The organism is Thalassospira sp. ABD4_177 (assembly GCF_056160125.1).
Map to the genome: position 1 here is coordinate 783,590 of NZ_JBSWWO010000001.1, position 16,947 is coordinate 800,536.

13 protein-coding genes and 1 tRNA gene are annotated in these 16,947 nt (G+C 54.2%); 10 read left to right on the forward strand and 4 right to left on the reverse strand.

The window, feature by feature from the left end; translation table 11 throughout:
- Positions 1-51: 51 nt before the first annotated feature.
- The 3 genes from ACXAF0_RS03640 to ACXAF0_RS03650 form a co-directional block, all read right to left on the reverse strand.
- Positions 52-2,310, reverse strand: coding sequence for an anthranilate synthase component I (locus ACXAF0_RS03640; protein WP_475343841.1), 2,259 nt, complete (start codon positions 2,308-2,310; stop codon positions 52-54).
- 228 nt (positions 2,311-2,538) lie between these two features.
- Positions 2,539-3,531, reverse strand: coding sequence for an ion transporter (locus ACXAF0_RS03645; protein ID WP_475343843.1), 993 nt, complete (start codon positions 3,529-3,531; stop codon positions 2,539-2,541).
- A 105-nt stretch (positions 3,532-3,636) separates the two neighbouring features.
- Positions 3,637-4,281, reverse strand: coding sequence for a phosphoribosylanthranilate isomerase (locus ACXAF0_RS03650; protein WP_475343844.1), 645 nt, complete (start codon positions 4,279-4,281; stop codon positions 3,637-3,639).
- Positions 4,282-4,447: 166 nt separating this feature from the next.
- On the opposite strand from ACXAF0_RS03650, the gene ubiE reads away from it, so the two are divergent.
- The 3 genes from ubiE to ACXAF0_RS03665 are packed head-to-tail and all read left to right on the forward strand — an operon-like array spanning position 4,448 to position 7,265.
- Positions 4,448-5,221, forward strand: coding sequence for a bifunctional demethylmenaquinone methyltransferase/2-methoxy-6-polyprenyl-1,4-benzoquinol methylase UbiE (gene ubiE, locus ACXAF0_RS03655; RefSeq protein WP_475343846.1), 774 nt, complete (start codon positions 4,448-4,450; stop codon positions 5,219-5,221).
- A 13-nt stretch (positions 5,222-5,234) separates the two neighbouring features.
- Positions 5,235-6,797 (forward strand): 2-polyprenylphenol 6-hydroxylase, encoded by a 1,563-nt coding sequence (gene ubiB / locus ACXAF0_RS03660; RefSeq protein ID WP_475343848.1) that lies wholly within the window; start codon positions 5,235-5,237, stop codon positions 6,795-6,797.
- 24 nt (positions 6,798-6,821) lie between these two features.
- Positions 6,822-7,265, forward strand: a complete 444-nt coding sequence (locus ACXAF0_RS03665; RefSeq protein ID WP_475343849.1) for a GNAT family N-acetyltransferase — start codon at positions 6,822-6,824, stop codon at positions 7,263-7,265.
- Here ACXAF0_RS03665 and ACXAF0_RS03670 read toward each other — a convergent pair.
- Entirely contained in the window at positions 7,262-8,857 is a 1,596-nt protein-coding gene (locus ACXAF0_RS03670; protein WP_475343851.1) for an ankyrin repeat domain-containing protein, read from the reverse strand. The two genes, ACXAF0_RS03665 and ACXAF0_RS03670, sit on opposite strands and share 4 nt — an antisense overlap.
- Before the next feature lie 422 nt (positions 8,858-9,279).
- Between ACXAF0_RS03670 and ACXAF0_RS03675 the strand changes: the two genes are divergently transcribed.
- The 7 genes from ACXAF0_RS03675 to ACXAF0_RS03705 all read left to right on the forward strand — a co-directional run bounded on the left by ACXAF0_RS03675 (position 9,280) and on the right by ACXAF0_RS03705 (position 16,868).
- Positions 9,280-10,842: a tetratricopeptide repeat protein gene (locus ACXAF0_RS03675; protein ID WP_475343853.1), complete on the forward strand. Its 1,563-nt coding sequence runs from the start codon at positions 9,280-9,282 to the stop codon at positions 10,840-10,842.
- A 179-nt stretch (positions 10,843-11,021) separates the two neighbouring features.
- Positions 11,022-11,429, forward strand: coding sequence for a hypothetical protein (locus ACXAF0_RS03680; RefSeq protein ID WP_475343855.1), 408 nt, complete (start codon positions 11,022-11,024; stop codon positions 11,427-11,429).
- A 1-nt stretch (position 11,430) separates the two neighbouring features.
- Positions 11,431-12,909, forward strand: a complete 1,479-nt coding sequence (locus ACXAF0_RS03685) for a M48 family metalloprotease (RefSeq protein ID WP_475343856.1) — start codon at positions 11,431-11,433, stop codon at positions 12,907-12,909.
- Positions 12,909-14,804: a CHASE2 domain-containing protein gene (locus ACXAF0_RS03690; protein ID WP_475343859.1), complete on the forward strand. Its 1,896-nt coding sequence runs from the start codon at positions 12,909-12,911 to the stop codon at positions 14,802-14,804. The genes ACXAF0_RS03685 and ACXAF0_RS03690 overlap by 1 nt, the downstream gene beginning before the upstream one ends.
- A 194-nt stretch (positions 14,805-14,998) precedes the next feature.
- Positions 14,999-15,478 (forward strand): xanthine phosphoribosyltransferase, encoded by a 480-nt coding sequence (gpt, locus tag ACXAF0_RS03695; protein WP_475343862.1) that lies wholly within the window; start codon positions 14,999-15,001, stop codon positions 15,476-15,478.
- A gap of 62 nt (positions 15,479-15,540) precedes the next feature.
- Positions 15,541-16,698, forward strand: a complete 1,158-nt coding sequence (locus ACXAF0_RS03700; protein WP_475343864.1) for a PQQ-dependent sugar dehydrogenase — start codon at positions 15,541-15,543, stop codon at positions 16,696-16,698.
- 96 nt (positions 16,699-16,794) lie between these two features.
- Positions 16,795-16,868, forward strand: a tRNA-Gly gene (locus ACXAF0_RS03705).
- The last annotated feature ends 79 nt before the right edge of the window (positions 16,869-16,947 follow it).

The window sequence follows — 16,947 nt, forward strand, 5'->3', positions numbered from 1 at the left end:
TTTGACAGGGGGGCTTGGCACGCATCGCAGATCAGGGTGCAGGTATCGCTATCAGGCGGCCTTGGTGTCGTTTGCGGCCGCTTGCTTGTTTGTCGTGTCGTCCTGTTCGTCGGTTTCTTCGTCTGGGCGGTTGCCATGCGGGTTGCGCAAAAGGTTTGCGATCATGCGCATGCCGACATCGCCCTGCAGGGTCAAAAGGCTTTCAGGGTGGAACTGCACGGCACTGATCGGAAGTGACTTGTGGCGAATGCCCATGATCACCCCGTCGTCACTACGCGCTGTTACCTTGATATCGGCGGGCATTTCAGCCGCCTTGGCAAACAGGGAATGATAACGCCCGACAACGATGTCACCCGGCAGGCCATCAAACAGCGGATCGGTTGTATCGAGTTTCACCTTTGACGGTTTGCCATGCATCGGTGTGACAAGTTGGCCAAGCGACCCGCCAAAGAATTCGACAATCCCCTGCAGACCCAAACAGACCCCGAATACCGGCAATCCTGCGGCCAAGGCGCGTTCGATGCTGTCACGCAGGTGATAGTCATCCGGGCGCCCCGGACCGGGGGAGAGGAACACCAGATCGGGTTTGAAATCCTCAAACGCCTGATCGGGGAAGCCCGGACGCAGGGTCAGGGTTTCGGCCCCGGTGGCGCGGATATAGCTGGCGAGATTTTGCACAAAGCTGTCTTCGTGATCGATCAGAAGCACACGTTTGCCAATGCCCGAGCTTGCCGGATCAAGGGCAACCTCGTCCTTGGCATCACGCGTGACCGCATCAATCATCGCCGATGCCTTAAGGACGGTTTCGGCTTCTTCGGCGTCGGGTTCACTATCAAACAATAGCGTCGCGCCAGCGCGGACTTCGGCAACACCCTGTTTGAGGCGCACGGTGCGCAGGGTCAAACCGGTATTGAGATCGCCATTGCACAGAACCGCGCCAATCGCCCCGCCATACCATGCACGTGAACTGCGTTCGACAGACTCGATATGTTTCATGGCAGCCCGTTTCGGCGCACCGGTAACGGTGACCGCCCAGCAGTGGGTCAGGAAGGCATCAAGCGCATCAAAGCCATCCCGCAGGCGGCCTTCGACGTGATCAACCGTGTGGATAAGGCGCGAATACATTTCGATCTGACGACGGCCGAGAATACGGATGCTGCCCGGTTTGCAGACGCGCGCCTTGTCGTTGCGATCGACATCGGTGCACATGGTAAGTTCTGATTCTTCCTTGGTCGAATTCAGCAATGTGCGGATGTTTTCGGCATCCTCGATCGCATCGCGGCCACGTGCGATGGTGCCCGAGATCGGGCAGGTTTCGATGCGCTGGCCTTTAACGCGGACATACATTTCCGGCGATGCGCCAATCAGATGTTCGCCGTCCCCCAGATTGATCAAAAAGCCATAAGGGGCCGGGTTGCGGCGTTTCAGGCGGCGGAAAATTTCCGACGGTTTGGTGGCGCAAGGGGTGCGGAAGACGCGGCTCGGCACGACTTCAAACAACTCACCACGGGCAAAGCGATGCTTGGCATCCTCGACAATGGAAGCGTATTCGCCCTGCTTCATGTCGTTTTCGATGGCGGCGTTGTTGCCGCGTGATGGCGGATGGGGTTGGGATGTGCGTTCCAGCCCGGCGGTGCTGCGACCATCAGGGGTGATAAATTCATACTCGATCCGGGTTGCCACACGCGATGCATGGTCAACCGTGACCAGTTGATCGGGCAGATACAGATGGATGTCCTTGTGATCATTGGGACGATCCTGGCGCAGACTGATCTGTTCGAAATGCAGCGCGACGTCATAGCCAAAAGCACCATAAAGCCCGAGGCGCTCGTCGCCCTTGTGGCCGAACAGATCGCGCAGCGCCCGGACGACTGAAAACAGGCTGGGCTGCTGGCTGCGTTCTTCTTCGGGGAACCAGGCGGCGGGCTTTTTGATCACGCCATAAAGCCCGTCTTCGCCATTGGTCAGGCTTTCGACATGCGGGTGGGTTTCAAGCGCCCCGGCAATGACATCAAGCAGCACCTGACCGCGACCGTTCAGGGCATGGACGGCAAAACCGCGTTCACGCCCGACAATTTCCAGCGGCGGGGCATCAAAGCCTATATCCCAACGTGAATAGCGCCCCGGGAATTCATAGCTTGAAGACAGCAACACGCCCTTGGTGCCATCCAGAGCATCAATCAGGCCTTCGGTCGCATTTTCGTAAGGCATTTCTGTCATGCGGCGAATGATGGAAACACCGCCATCGGTGGTGTAGCGGTATTCGCTGCTGTCGGTCGAAATGCCGGTTTCGGTGGTCGGGGTCGTCACGTTTGTTACTCCTGTTTGGTGCCAAGGCACTGCAGGAGCCGTGTGATCGTCAGAGAAAGAGAAAGGTCTGAAAACACAAAGCCGCCTGCAAGAATGAGGCGGCCGGTATGTTTAGGGCATGATTTTTGGCCGCCCGCTTAAGCGAGCCACCACCAACGATTTGCAATAAGGGTCGGGTTCATGCCGTGTGTTTTCATGCCCCAAACATGTGCCCAAAAAACACGGGCGTCAAGACTTTTGCGGCGGGGGTGTGGTTTCGGCATCGCGCAGCTCAAGATGAAGCGGCTGATGACAATGCGGACAGGTCAGGATTTCATCGCTTTCATTGCGGTGGACATCACGGATGTCCTCGATGATCCATTGCGCCTGTTCTTCACTGATGCCGAGCTCTTCCTGATGGGAGCGCAACTTGCTTCGCACCCGTTCGGTCAGGCGTTTGCCGAGCAACTGCCGGGTGGCCTGATGGCGATATTCGCTTTCGCGGCGGCGCAGTTCGGCGTTAAAGGCCGAGGCCAGAATACCGGCCGGCACCGCCACAATCCCGATCCCGGTCAACGAGATCACACTGGCGAGGAACTTGCCAAATGGCGTAACCGGCACAACGTCGCCATACCCCACCGTGGCAAGGGTGATGACGCTCCAATACAGCGCATCAAGCAGGTTGCCGAAATCTTCGGGCTGGGCCTGATGCTCGGCGATATAGATCGCGCCGGCGCTAAAGACCAGCATGCAGGCCAGCGCCGCACTGGCCGCACCAAAAATGCCAAGCTGCTGGCGAAAAACCAGCAACATCAATTCAAGCCCGGTCGAATAGCGGGTGAATTTCAACAGGCGTAGCAAGCGGACGATACGGATAAAGCGCAGATCGATGCTGGTGAAGAACCACAGGAAGATTGGCAAGATCGCCAAAAGATCAATCAACGCCATCGGGGTCAGGATATAGCGCAGACGCGCAAACGGCCCGTTGAAACGCGGATTGTCGGGTGCTGACCAGACGCGCAGGCCATATTCAACGGCGAAAATCAGCGTGCAGATGATTTCGATGGCGGCAAACAGAAAGAAATAGCGCTCGGCAAAGGTTTCGACCGAATCAAAGATGACCGAGACAACATTGATGATGATCGCGCTGCCCAGGATCAGATGCACCAGAAGCGAAAAGCGCGACTCCCGGTCGACACCATGCAGCAGTTTCTGGGTTCTTGATCGAAGGGTCGGTTTCATGGCGCGCGTACTCGGTCCGGGCAATGGATGCACTAATGCCCGCCAAGTTTTGCGCCAATCATTTCAGAAATGGTTAAACCAATCGACCGGGGTTAATCGAGTAGATCAGTAACCCTTTGCCGCGTGGATGAAATCGGCAATTTTGCGGGCATCCTTGACGCCCTTGCTGCGCTCCACGCCTGATGACACATCGACCCAGGGGGCGCCGGAGATCTTGACGGCCTCGGCGACATTGCTGGGATCCAGGCCACCGGCCAGCATCCAGTTGCTTTGGAAGTTCTGGCCGGTCAAAAGCGTCCAGTCAAAGGACACGGCATTGCCGCCGGGAAGGACGCTGTCCTTGGGTGGTTTGGCGTCAAACAGCAGGAAGTCGGCAACGCCGTCATAGTTTTTCTTGGCGTTTTCGATGTTGTCGGCGGTGCTCACAGAAATGGCCTTCATGACCTTAAGGCCAAAGCGTTCCTTGACCGCAGCCACGCGTTCCGGGCTTTCCTTCCCGTGAAGCTGAATGACATCAAGTTTGCCTGCGGTGATGGCGTTTTCCAGGGCCTCATCACCTGCTTCAACAAACAGGCCGACCTTATAGATGCTGTTGGGGACGCGTTCGGTCAGTGTCTTGGCACCCTTGAGCGATATATGACGCGGGCTGGGTGGGAAGAACACATAACCAAGGGCGTCGGCCCCGGCACTCATGGCGGCAATCGCGGCATCTTCGCTGTTAATTCCACAGATTTTGACCATGCAGCTCATCGGGGCATCCTGTTCTTGTCGTCTCTTATCGTCACTCTAATCTTGGCAACAAATGGTTGTCGCGTCTGATTGACTTATCAGAAATGACCACGATCCAACAGGATATTTGCGTTTTGGCGTGGCTTTCCACTGGCAGGATAATCATTGCTGCGCTATTTTCCCGCCCATGAGCAAGAACACAGACCCTGCCGCGGGCGAAACCGGCGAAAACACAACCCATTTTGGTTTTCGTGATGTTCCCGAAAGCCAGAAGGCATCCATGGTGCGCGAGGTGTTTGACACTGTCGCCTCCAAGTATGACTTGATGAACGATCTGATGAGCGGTGGTGTGCATCGCTTGTGGAAAGACAGCTTCATCAACGAGCTCAAGCCGCGTCCGGGAATGAAACTTCTCGACGTTGCCGGGGGCACCGGGGATATTGCGTTTCGCTTCCTGAAAAATGGCGGTGGGTCGGTCACGGTATGTGACATCAATTACGAGATGCTTCATGTCGGGCGCGACCGCGCGGTCGATTACGGGCTTCTTAAAAATATCAACTGGACCGTCGGTGATGCGCAGAAATTGCCGCTGCCCGATCAGTCGGTTGATGCCTATACGATTGCCTTTGGCATTCGCAATGTGACCCGCATCGACGAAGCGCTTTCGGAAGCTTATCGTGTGCTGCGTCCGGGCGGAAAGTTCCAGTGTCTTGAATTTTCCAAGGTGGTCGTGCCGGGCTTTGACAAGCTTTATGACACCTATTCATTCAAGCTTTTGCCGGAAATTGGCCGCTTCATTGCGGGCAATCGCGATGCCTATCAGTATCTGGCCGAAAGCATTCGCCAGTTCCCCGATCAGGAAACCTTCGCATCGATGATCCGGACCGCCGGGTTTGAACGTGTAAAATACCGCAACCTGTCTGGCGGGATTGCGGCCATTCATTCCGGTTGGCGGATATAAGGGCGTTTGACGCATGATCCGTTTTGTTCGTAACAGTTTCCGCCTGCTTGCCATGGCGCGCACCTTGGCGCGCTACGATGCGCTGTTTCCGCTCGCCCTTGTGCCGGGCGGGAAACTTGTCGCGTTTTTGGCCCGCCTGACGGCACCCTTTTCACGCAGGTCCGATCAGCCGCCGGGAAAACGCCTTGCCCGCGCGCTTGAGGAACTTGGTCCGGCCTTCATCAAATTGGGGCAGACGCTTGCCACCCGGTCCGATCTGATCGGCGATGATGTCGCAGCCGACCTTTCATCGCTTCAGGATCGCCTGCCGCCCTTTTCGGCCAAGGTCGCCAAACGCATCATCACCGAACAGTTGGCAGAGCCGTTTGATGTGCTGTTTGCCGAGTTTGACGAAAAACCGGTGGCCGCGGCATCAATTGCGCAGGTGCATTTCGCGACCACGACCGATGGACGTGAAGTCGCGGTCAAGGTGCTGCGCCCCGATATTCGGTATCGCTTTGCGCGCGACATGGACCTGTTTTACTGGATTGCGGAAATTGTCGAACTGACGCAACCGCGTTTGCGCCGGCTGAAACCGATTGAAACGGTCAAGGCGCTTGAAGACAGTGTTCATCTTGAAATGGATTTGCGGTTCGAAGCCGCCGCCGCGTCGGAATTCCGCGACAATTTCGAAGATGATCCGACCTATTACATCCCGCAGATTGATTGGGAACGCACCGCCGAACATGTGATGACCATGGAACGGGTCAAAGGTGTGCGGATTGATAATGTCGAGGCGCTTGATCGCATGGGCATTGACCGGTCTGACCTGCTTGTCAAGGCGGCCGGCGCGTTTTTCCAGCAAGTCTTCCGCGACGGGTTTTTCCATGCCGACATGCATCCGGGTAACCTGTTTGTCGATGAAAATGGCCGGGTCAGTCTGGTTGATTTCGGCATTATGGGCCGGGTGGACAAGCAAACGCGGCTTTACTTGGCCGAGATGCTTCTGGGCTTTTTGACGCGTGATTATCACCGCGTGGCCGAGGTTCATTTTGAAGCGGGCTACGTGCCACGCAATCAGTCGCTTGAAAACTTCCAGCAGGCCTGTCGTTCGATTGGCGAGCCGATCCTGGGCAAGGAACTGGCCGACATTTCCGTCGGGCGGTTGTTGGGGCAGCTTTTCCAGATCACCGAACAGTTCGGCATGGAAACCCAGCCACAGCTTCTGATGCTGCAGAAAACCATGATCGTTGCCGAGGGGCTTTCACGCATCCTCAGCCCGAACGAGAATATGTGGGAGCTGTCGCGTCCGTTGATCGAAGACTGGATGCGTGAAAACCTCGGCCCGGAAGCCAAGGTCAAGGAAGCAGCCCTTCAGGCCGGAACCATGTTGCGCCGTCTGCCCCGTGTGCTTGAAGCCGCCGAGCAGGCATCATCGGTCCTGACCGAGCAGGGCTTGCGCCTGCATCCTGAAACGGTTGCCGCGATGCGTGGTAAGGCGAGCAGCGGGCAAGGAAAATCAGGTGGCGTGTCACGCCAGACACTGGTTCTGTGGGTGGCGATCGCGGCACTGGCCGTTGCGGTGTACCTGAAATAACCCAATCACCTTACCGGGAAGGTCATGATGGCGGCTGTCGATAAAACCATTGAAATCAGCCTGGATCGGTCGCGACTTGATCTTGAATATTGTTATGACTTCATCGCCAATTCCTATTGGTCGGGTGGGCGTACACGCGGTGAATTTGACCGGTCTGTGGAAATGTCATTTCCGGTTGGGGCCTATTGCGAGGGGCGTCAGGTCGGTTTTGCGCGCGTGATCAGTGATCAGATCGCCATTGCCTATGTTGCCGATGTCTTTGTGGATCGCGAGTATCGACGCATGGGGATTGCAGCAAAGATGCTGGATGCCTTGCATGCCCATCCTGATCTGGCCCGGGTAAAGCGATGGATGCTGGCAACACGCGACATGCAGCCACTGTATCGCCAGCACGGGTATCAAGACCTGGATGACAAGATCATGATGCGCCTCGATGAATACGCGCAAAAACGCGATCCGTTACGCTAAGATTTCGCCATTTCCAGCCTGCTTTCAAGCAACAGTGTGACCGCGTCACTGCCCATTTCCAAATGTCCGTGATCGGGTTTGATGGTGGCCCCGGCATCAAGCAATGCGGTCACAACCGCGATATAATCGCCGTTTTCCCGAGCCGGGCAATGTGATGACCCGTGAATCGCGGTGCCCAGCGTATCACCGCCAAACATATTGATTAGATCAAGCTTCGCACCCGCACGGATATACAGATCGACAATTTCGGGATGTCCCCACCATGCGCCTGAATGGATTGGCGGGCTGTCACTTTCGCCCTTGAAATTGATATCAAAGCCAAGCTCGACCATCAGGGCCAAAATCGGCAGGGATTCGGCGCGCATGGCAAGTTCGGTTTGCCGTGACAGGTCATCTTGCGACAGGGACGTTACAAGATTTGGCTGATCTTCCAGCAACGTATATGCGCCAGCCCTGTCGTTGGCACAGATAGCAGCCATTAGTTCTGCTGCCGGGTCAAGCGCGGTGATAAGCCCAAGACGTTCAAGAAGCCTGGCGGCATCCTGATTGCCGCAACTTTTGGCCAGTGCATAGGGGCTGCGCCCGTTGAAGGGCTGGGTTGCATCAGCCCCGGCGGTGATCAGTAATTCGCAAACCTTGGCGGATCGGCCGCGGATGATTGCGTGATGCAGGGCATTGCGTACATCCATCGGTTCAGTCGTTGGATGCTGGTATAACGGTGCATTGGGATCTGCGCCGTGATCGAGAAAAAGCTTCACACCATCGATGGTTTCGCGATCAAGCAGGCGATAAAACGCATTGGTATGCCCGACTTTTGCGCCATAACGGAACAATAACCGAACCCCGTCGAGGTCGGGCAATTCCGTTGCGTGATACAGGCTTTCATTGTCATTGGGGGATACGCCGCGATCCAGCAATGCTGCAGCCAATTTCAAGTTTCCAGCATGACCAATTGCACCATACAGCAAAGACAATCCGTGATCTGATTCAGGTTCTGCAGGCACCATTGTTTCAAGTGAGGCGCCGTGATCAACAAGCAGATCAAGTATTCTGATCTGGGTATCTGAAATATTGTGAGGGGCGGTGTCACTCAGATGCCACTTTGAGAAACACAAAAGCGAGATGACGGGATAATTTTCAATCGTCGCCTGGGCCGCCTCGGGCTGCTGTCTTAGATAGGCGTGAAGGTGTTCTTCACGGCCAAATGCCGCCATCAGACCGGGATGCGTGTCCATCAAGTCATGATCGAGTTCCAATTGCCGCTGAATCATCAGGAAATTGCCGTTGATCACCGCACGGACGAGGGATGATACGCGCTTTTGATGATTCATTGCTGCGGTTTCGATTGCCATTTTCAGGCGTGGCCAGCTCGGTGCACCAGACTCGATCGCGATGACGTGCAGGCAGTCCGCGTGATTTGCTTGATGTGGTGATTTGCGTTCGCCAAAAATTGAAGTATAGCGCTCCAGGGCCGTGATATCAGCATCTGCCAAGGCACGCTTTAGCTGTTTGGCATCGCGTTTGGCATGTTCGATATCGGTGCGGGGGCGCATCGGATGGTTTGTATTCGCTGGCTGGGTAGACTGTGCCATATCGTCATTCTCCCGTAACACCCATAAGTCCACCAGTTGGGCGGGATCAGACGTTGATCACTTTCATGTATCGGTTGGTCGAGCCTTTCCGTGGACGGGAGGCATACCGCAATGCCTGATTACAGGCTACGTGAGCCTTTCACGAAAGACAAGAAACGATAAGCAAGACAAGGTCCTGAGCGTAGTGGCACTGAATGCGCGAAAACCAACAAGAATAGTCTGCTTGATATAGTGAATATTCCATCCCCGTAAACCACATGAAGAAATCCACTTATTGGTAAGGGTTTTTTGCTAAATTAGGATCTTTGCTAATAGGGCTGCGTCTTGCCGAAACGTGCGGCAAGGGGATGGACCGTCTTTTGAAATGCCTTTAGGGGGCGATGGCTTTTGTCTGATGCGGGCAGAAGCACAGGGGAACGCGCATGGCGAAAGCGGCAACAACACGCAAGAAACGATCGGCAAAGAAGACCTCGAAATCTTCGGTAAAAACCAAACTGATCGATCAGCATGATACGGCGAGTACAGCCAGTGAAGCCGCCCCGAAACCAGATGATGTTGCAGCGTCAACCACCAGTGCAGCAGCGCAGCAAAGTGCCGATGTCGCCGTGCAGCGCCGCCAGGTGATCAGTGATCTGTTTCAGCGCGGTCTTGCCGCCCATCAGGCGGGCCAGATTGACGACGCTGTGCGTCTTTACAGCACTGCACTCCGCCAAAACCCCAATCAACCTGATGTCTGGAACAATCTTGGCGTTGCGCTTCGTCGCAGCAAAAAGTTCGATGCGGCGCTGATTGCCTATCGCCGGGCGGCGGACCTTCGGCCGGAAAATGCCGGAATGTGGTCGAATATGGGGAACTGCCTGCGCGAAATGATGCGCTTTGACGAGGCGCTTGTTGCGCACAAAAAGGCCCTTGAGCTTGATGACACGATCAAGTCGCACACGTTTAATGCGGGGCTTGTCTATCGCGATATGAACCGTTTTGACGAGGCCCTTGACTATTTCGAACGCGCGCTTGCGATTGATCCGGATTATGTCGATGCCAACTGGGACAAGTCATTGGCGCATCTCGCCCTTGGCAACTATGCCGAAGGCTGGGCGGGCTATGAAGCGCGTCGCAAGCTTGCCGATAATCCGATCCGTCCGCTTGAAACAGCACACGAATGGGATGGCAAGATGGATCTGCGCGGCAAACGGGTTTTGCTGCGCGCCGAGCAGGGGTTTGGCGACATGATCCAATTTGCCCGGTTTGTGCCGCTGGTGGCCAAAAAAGCCGGGCATGTCGTCCTTGAATGCCGCAAGGAACTGATCCCGATCATGAAAACGGTCTCGGGTGTCGGCACGGTGGTCGAGAAGGGCCGCGCACTTCCGGAATTCGATGTGCATGTGCCGCTTTTGAGCCTGCCGCATGTGTTGGGCATTGGCGCCAAGGAGCTTCAGAAGCTTTCGACCGATAGTTACCTTACGCCGCCGCAGGGTAAACGCGCACGCCTGGCACCGCCACCAGGCACGGCCCTTAAGGTCGGACTGATCTGGGCGGGCAAGCTCAACCCGCGTGATCGTTCCTGTCCGCTTGAAACCCTTCTGCCGATTTTGTCGGCCAAGGGGGCCGCGTTTTACAGTTTCCAGATTGACGAGCGCCGGGCTGATATCGACAAGCTTGGCCTGCATGCCTTTGTCACCGATCTTGGCGATCACATTCATGATTTTGGCGACAGTGCCGCGCTGATGCGCGAGATGGATCTGGTGATTACCATCGACAGCTCCCCCGCCCACCTTGCCGGTGCCCTTGGCGTCCCCGTCTGGATGCTGCAGCTTTACACTACCGATTGGCGGTGGATGGTCGATCGATCTGATAGCCCCTGGTATCCCGGCATGCGCATCTATCGACAGGAAAAACCTGCGGATTGGTCGGCCCCGGTTGAAAAACTGGGGCGGGACTTTTCGACATTGTTGCAGGCGCGGGAACGTAATGATTTTGCGGTTTAGGGAGGTCTAAGCCAGCAAAAAGCAAAAGATCCTGCCTTATCAAACCCTAGATGTTCGTCTCTTGCATCTACTCCTATGAGTAGGAAAGGCTACCTTTCAGACAGTTATCTTCTTCGCCAAAGCTGCTTTATATTCCTTTTATAGAAATTGCATGTGGGGCGCATGAGGGAGATTTTGGGATGGTAAAGCAATATCAGTTTGGCCTTGCGGCAGCGTTTGTTGCGATGCTCGGGGCAGGCAACTCATTTGCGCAATCTGAGGATATCCGCAGCGTGCGGCTTGCGTATCCCTCGGCCCCAATCTTGGTTTGCAATTCAAACGAGCCGTCTCGCAATTGTGAGATGATGGAAGGGGACAAGTTCCCCGAGCAGATCGTTTTTTATTTTCACGATAGTAAGAATTTTGGAGCGTACCAAATCCGCTTTCTGGACGCAGAGGAGATCCTCTGGATTCCGGATGACATGATTGTGATCGAGGGACAAGAAATCACTCGAAACCCGATTGTTTGCGGGGGGACTATCGGTACTGTTGGCGGTAAGGGTACTCGTGGAGCTGGTGCGGACTGCGTTTCGCCGAAGGGGAAGTAAAATGAAGAAACTGGGTTTGGTCATTCTGCTTGGTACTTTGGTACTGAGCGGCTGTGTCAAAGATATGCCGTTGCTATCGGAAATATCGGATTCCGTTCCGGCAGAAGGAAGGTTGATCGACACAATCTCGATCCCAGCTCCAAAGATGTATACGCCAGATGACGTTCACGCTGCAAAAGTTTCGGTTATGGCAAGGTCGGTCGGGGAAGCTCCGATTGACGATCTTCGGCAATATGCCCAAGGGATTCTAGACAAAATCATTGCCGTTGCCCCTCCTGGTGCTCCGACAGCGGAGATCGTGCTGATTGCTAATTCCGGGCCGGGTGCCCGTGCCGCACGCGAAGGGGTCGTATTCCTTTACCATTCGGCATTTGACTATCTACGTAGCGAAGACGAGTTGGCTTTCCTGATCGCACATGAATACAGTCATGTCTTGATGCAGCATACACCGGACAATTTGTTTTCAATGCTGCGTCCCTATCTGTTGACGGCGGCTGATTTTGCGGTCGGGACCCAGACCAATCAGACTGATCTGTTTCGAAAAATGGGACAGATGTATGGTAGTGACCTGATATTGCGTGATCTGATTTTGCCTAACTGGGATCGCAGTCAGGAACGGGTTGCTGATCATCTTGGGTTGGACTTGATGGTCAAGGCCGGATACCAACCAAAAGGTGCATCGGGATACTTTGAGGTCGCGAAAGAAGCCGAAGAGAGATTTGGGACAAATTACGAGATTACCCGAAATAACCTTGAACTTTTCCTTCAGGCGCAATTTCAGCCGCAGGGGCAGGATAATGCCCTGTTAAACCAGTTCCTTTCAGAGCTTGGGAATGCTGTCGATACAATCCAGCAAAAACTGGCCGCCAAACATGATGATGCAGCCGAGCGGGCAGAAGAAATTTTTGCCTATGGGTTGCGTGAATATATGCCGGAACGTTCAAGCCGGATGATGCACAAAGATGCATTTGATTCTGTTATTAAGCGTAACAAAGCGACGTTGGAGAACTACCGGATTGCAAGTGAAATTTTGCAATCTCTACAGAGCGATGACAGTGAAATAGACTTCAGGGATCTTGAGAATGATGCGCGTAAGGTCGTGAGCGGCTCAACGGCAAACCATCCCTATCCACGTTGGGCGTTTGCCAAAGTTCGAGAGCGTCAAGGGAACCTTAGCAAGGCTGCGCAGAATATTGATCTGATCGGAAATGGTGAAGTTCTGGCGCTGCCTGTTGAAATCAAGCGTGCCGAGATATTGAAGGCGCTTGGCAAAGTTCAACCGGCTTTCGAGCGCGTTGAAGACGTTGCCACCTATTATGATTGGCCGCTTGAAGCCTATCGGTTCATGTATCCAATTGTGAAAGCAAGCGGGAACAAAGCGCGGGAGAACGAACTTCTGATCGGTTGCGTTACGCGATATCCGCAGCAACGTGCGTTGTGTGCAGGCCAGTCGTCGGCAGGGCAAATGGTCGGAATGTAATGGTTGAAAATGTTAACCGGGCTGAGCGATTGGGAAAAAACTTTAAAGTCGGGCGAATTAAACCATTCTGGTGGGTCATTATAAACGTTGTTTTCGCTGCATTGGTTTTGTGGGTTGAGCCTGATTCCATCGCGGATGCTGTTGATGAATACAGCTACGCCGTTTTTAACCGAACGGTAGGCGGGGCTTTATATCCAGGTGAACATGTCGATGATATCGGAGTCATTGTACTTGATGACGAATCTCTGGCGGGTTTGAAATCAAGCTGGCCAGCCGTTTATGGTTTCCATGCCGAAGTTTTGCTTAATTTGCTAACAGCTCAGCCAAAGGCTGTATTTATTGATTTTACATTTCGTGATCGGCGTGGCCCGCTGTCAGAAACCGCGGCGTCGGATGAATGGGTGCCCGAACTTTATGTCCGTGACGATAGTCTACAGAGACTGACGAACATACTTAAAGTGTACCAGGCCGCAAACATACCAGTATATCTACAAGCCGGGGCTGTGAACATCTTCCAGTATCATACCGTTTTGTCGGAACTTGCCCCTTATGTGACGCTGGTCGCAGGTTGGGGAGATGCGCGTCGACAGGCAGATGTCAGGGCTTTGACCTATGATCTTGCCCCGGAAATGCGTGGCCCGGGATACCTACACGAAGGACAGAATGCTGCGGATTTACCTCTTTGCAGTGACGCTGTTATCCGATCTGGTACCGGGGATGCGCGCGGATGTGATATTTCCGGTATTACGGCAGCTGCAATAACAATCTATCAGGATTTCTGCAGCGGTGAGAGACGTAGTGAATCAGTCAAGCTTGGCTGGAAATGTGATGCGCCACTGATTATGCCGCCCCAGGACGATAAGTCTGAATGGTTGGCATGGCGTGATCGATTGCAGGATCGCCCAATGTGGTTGTCCTGGCCAGACAGGCAAGTTGATTATTCAACGTGGCCCGATGCCTATGACGCAAACGGGGAAGCCTTCAAGCCTTATGGTTGTGGTGTTGCCGATGTAGATGCAGATGTGTTTACACGCGTGTGGACAAATTTGACGTCGCTGTTCGGTATTGGTGAACGGACCCGTTTAGTATGTCCGCCTTTTCATTTCATATCCGCAGCCCAGGTGATTAACAACACGCCTTCCTCTGGTCGTTGGGTTGGTAACTTCAAAGATAGTATCGTGATGTACGGTCAAAATCTTCAGGGTTTCCAGGACGTTATTCGTCCTCCAACATTGGACACGGATATTCCCGGTGTGTTCATTCATGCGATGGCCTTGGAAAACCTTCTAAGCAGCGGTTCTGCATATCTGTCTGACAAGTCTCCATACAGCTCTTGGCTTGCAGTGGACCTGATCGAAATTGCGACCCTGTTCATTATTGTCTTCTTGCGTTTCGGGTTGGCTTCTATGGCGCGCTACATGTTCCCGCCGCTGCCTCAGTCCAGCCATGTAAGTTACAAGGAATATAATCCTGCTGTATATTTGGTGGTGGCGGTCTGGAACAAGTTCTTGGTGTTCTTGTCGATGATCAAGATCATTCCGCAGATGCCCGATGTTATTGGTATCTGGCTTCGGAATCGGGCATCGGGATCTCGCTGGTGCGAGAGTCTTGATTTGGAAATAAGAGAACTGGCACGAAACTGGTTCATGTGTCTGATTTGTCTATTTGATCTGGTTCTGAGCGTTGCTGTCGTTACATTCGGCGCCATCATTCTCGAATTGTCGGTTCTTTCGATTGCGCCGGTCAACTGGTTGGCAGTGATTGGGTTGGGGATGCTTAGTTACATACCGTTTGTGCGGTCGCTGTTTGCCTTTGAAGAAGATGAGGTGCAGGATATTCATTCCCAAGATCAAGATAACAAGCGTGAGGATGCTGAGAAACCGGCATCTGCCTGATTTGTGAATGTTGGGAAATCCGACAGGGATAGCATCACTTAACGGCTGCTCTTGCCTTCTCGACGAACAAGGCGTAGTTAAGCGGCTTGATTTTGTTGAATGCGGGTCTGGATGATGGCGCCTTGGGGTGATGCCTTTGGGTAATATCCGGGGCACATTCATTTGGCGAACCGATCTGGCGCAGGAGAATTCTTGTGAGCGAAGCTGCTTATAACAAAGGTTTCCCGGTTTCCTGGGAACAGATGCATCGCGACGCCCGTGCACTGGCATGGCGACTGTTGGAAAAAGGCCCATATAAGGGAATTGTGGCAATTACCCGTGGTGGTCTTGTGCCCGCCGCCATCATTGCCCGCGAACTTGATATTCGCCTGATTGATACGGTCTGTGTTCGCAGCTACTCTGACAAGACGCGTGGCGATCTGGAATGGCTTAAAGACATCGAAGGTGACGGCACCGACATGCTGATCATTGATGATCTGGTCGATACCGGCAAAACCGCCAAGGCTGTGCGTGAAAAACTGCCAAAGGCACATTTCGCAACGGTTTATGCCAAGCCGCTTGGTCGCGAAATCGTTGACAGCTTTGTGACCGAAGTGTCCCAGGATACGTGGATTTACTTCCCGTGGGATATGGAACTGTCGGTTAACGCCCCGATCTCTGAGCGCGTTCGATAATCGGCTTTGGGAAATTTTCCGTATCCCTTGTAAGGCCGATTGCCAGACAAGGAGATTTCAGGATGCCCCGACCTTCACGCCCGGACTTCCATCGTATGTTGCAGCAAGCGCGCCGATGGGCCGGGCGTTTGTGTTTTGGCACGGTTGCCACTGTTGGTTTAAGCGCGGTCAGCCCGCCTTCCCACGCCCAGCAGGTGTCCGAGCGCATTATGCGGGCACAGTCGTTATTGAGTACTGAAAGCGGCTATCACCTGTCGGTCTTTGCCGAGGTCCGCAATGCGCGGACCATCGCGGTGGCGCCCGAACTCGGCGGTGTTTTTGTCGGTACGCGCGGGCCCAATCTTTATTTCGTGCGTGACGCAGACGGCGATGGCGTCGCCGAGGACGTCAATCGGATCGCGGATGACTTCAAGCTGGCCAACGGGATTGCCTATAAGCCCGGAACGCTGTTTGTCGCCGATCAGCAACGTATTGTCGCATATGATCTTGCCGATTTTGATGGCGAAACCCTTGGCCGCCCGCGCATCCTGTTTACCAATCTGCCGGATGAAAGCCATCATGGTTGGCGTTACGCAGCTTTGTCACCGGATGGCAATCGGCTGTTCGTTGCCGTCGGGGCGCCATGCAATATCTGCAAGGTCAGCGGCCTTGAAGGCACAATTATCTCTATTCCCACCAATGGTGGTGCGCTAGAGATCTATGCCAGCGGTATCCGCAATTCGGTGGGGCTGACATTCCACCCGGAAACCGAAGAGCTGTGGTTTACCGATAATGGTGGCGATATGCTTGGCGATAATATCCCGCGTGAGGAACTTAATCGCGCCAGCCAGTCCGGCCAGTTCTTTGGCTATCCGTGGTATGCGGGCAACGACACCAGAAGCCCGCAATTCTCCGATGAAACCGTCCCGGAAACGGTTACTTTCCCGGAACTTACCTTTAACGCCCACAATGCGCCGCTTGGTTTTACCTTTGATGGCGATGATGCGCTGGTGGCTTTGCATGGTTCCTGGAACCGGACGATCCCGGATGGCTACAAGGTGGTGCGGGTCGAATTTATCAATGGCACGCCAGTCACAGAAAACCCGTTCCTTGACGGATTTTTGCGCAGCAACGGCGAAGTGATCGGCCGACCCGTGGATGTGAAACACTATATCGACGGGTCGATCCTGATTTCGGATGATTATGCCAGTGCGATCTGGCGCTTGGTGCCGGAAGGCTGATTTATCCGGGGATTTGATCGGGTGATTAATTGGGGGTGGATCAATATGTGATCCGCTTGCGCTGATTGGAAAAGCGGGCTATAAAACGCGCGCTTCGCGGGTGTAGTTCAATGGTAGAACGGCAGCTTCCCAAGCTGCATACGAGGGTTCGATTCCCTTCACCCGCTCCAAGCCTTTCCCAAAAATCACGATAGACGATGACCGATATAATTGTCGGTTGTGCATGTACTTATAAAATATTTGCGAATG

Bases quoted from the DNA above. Each gene is read 5' to 3' on its own strand.
- ACXAF0_RS03675 (WP_475343853.1), top strand. From the start codon at position 9,280: ATGGCGAAAGCGGCAACAACACGCAAGAAACGATCGGCAAAGAAGACC.
- ACXAF0_RS03685 (WP_475343856.1), top strand. From the start codon at position 11,431: ATGAAGAAACTGGGTTTGGTCATTCTGCTTGGTACTTTGGTACTGAGC.
- ACXAF0_RS03650 (WP_475343844.1), bottom strand. From the start codon at position 4,281: ATGAGCTGCATGGTCAAAATCTGTGGAATTAACAGCGAAGATGCCGCG.
- ACXAF0_RS03700 (WP_475343864.1), top strand. From the start codon at position 15,541: ATGCCCCGACCTTCACGCCCGGACTTCCATCGTATGTTGCAGCAAGCG.
- ACXAF0_RS03680 (WP_475343855.1), top strand. From the start codon at position 11,022: ATGGTAAAGCAATATCAGTTTGGCCTTGCGGCAGCGTTTGTTGCGATG.
- ACXAF0_RS03645 (WP_475343843.1), bottom strand. From the start codon at position 3,531: ATGAAACCGACCCTTCGATCAAGAACCCAGAAACTGCTGCATGGTGTC.
- ACXAF0_RS03690 (WP_475343859.1), top strand. From the start codon at position 12,909: ATGGTTGAAAATGTTAACCGGGCTGAGCGATTGGGAAAAAACTTTAAA.
- ubiB (WP_475343848.1), top strand. From the start codon at position 5,235: ATGATCCGTTTTGTTCGTAACAGTTTCCGCCTGCTTGCCATGGCGCGC.
- ACXAF0_RS03665 (WP_475343849.1), top strand. From the start codon at position 6,822: ATGATGGCGGCTGTCGATAAAACCATTGAAATCAGCCTGGATCGGTCG.
- ACXAF0_RS03670 (WP_475343851.1), bottom strand. From the start codon at position 8,857: ATGGCACAGTCTACCCAGCCAGCGAATACAAACCATCCGATGCGCCCC.
- ubiE (WP_475343846.1), top strand. From the start codon at position 4,448: ATGAGCAAGAACACAGACCCTGCCGCGGGCGAAACCGGCGAAAACACA.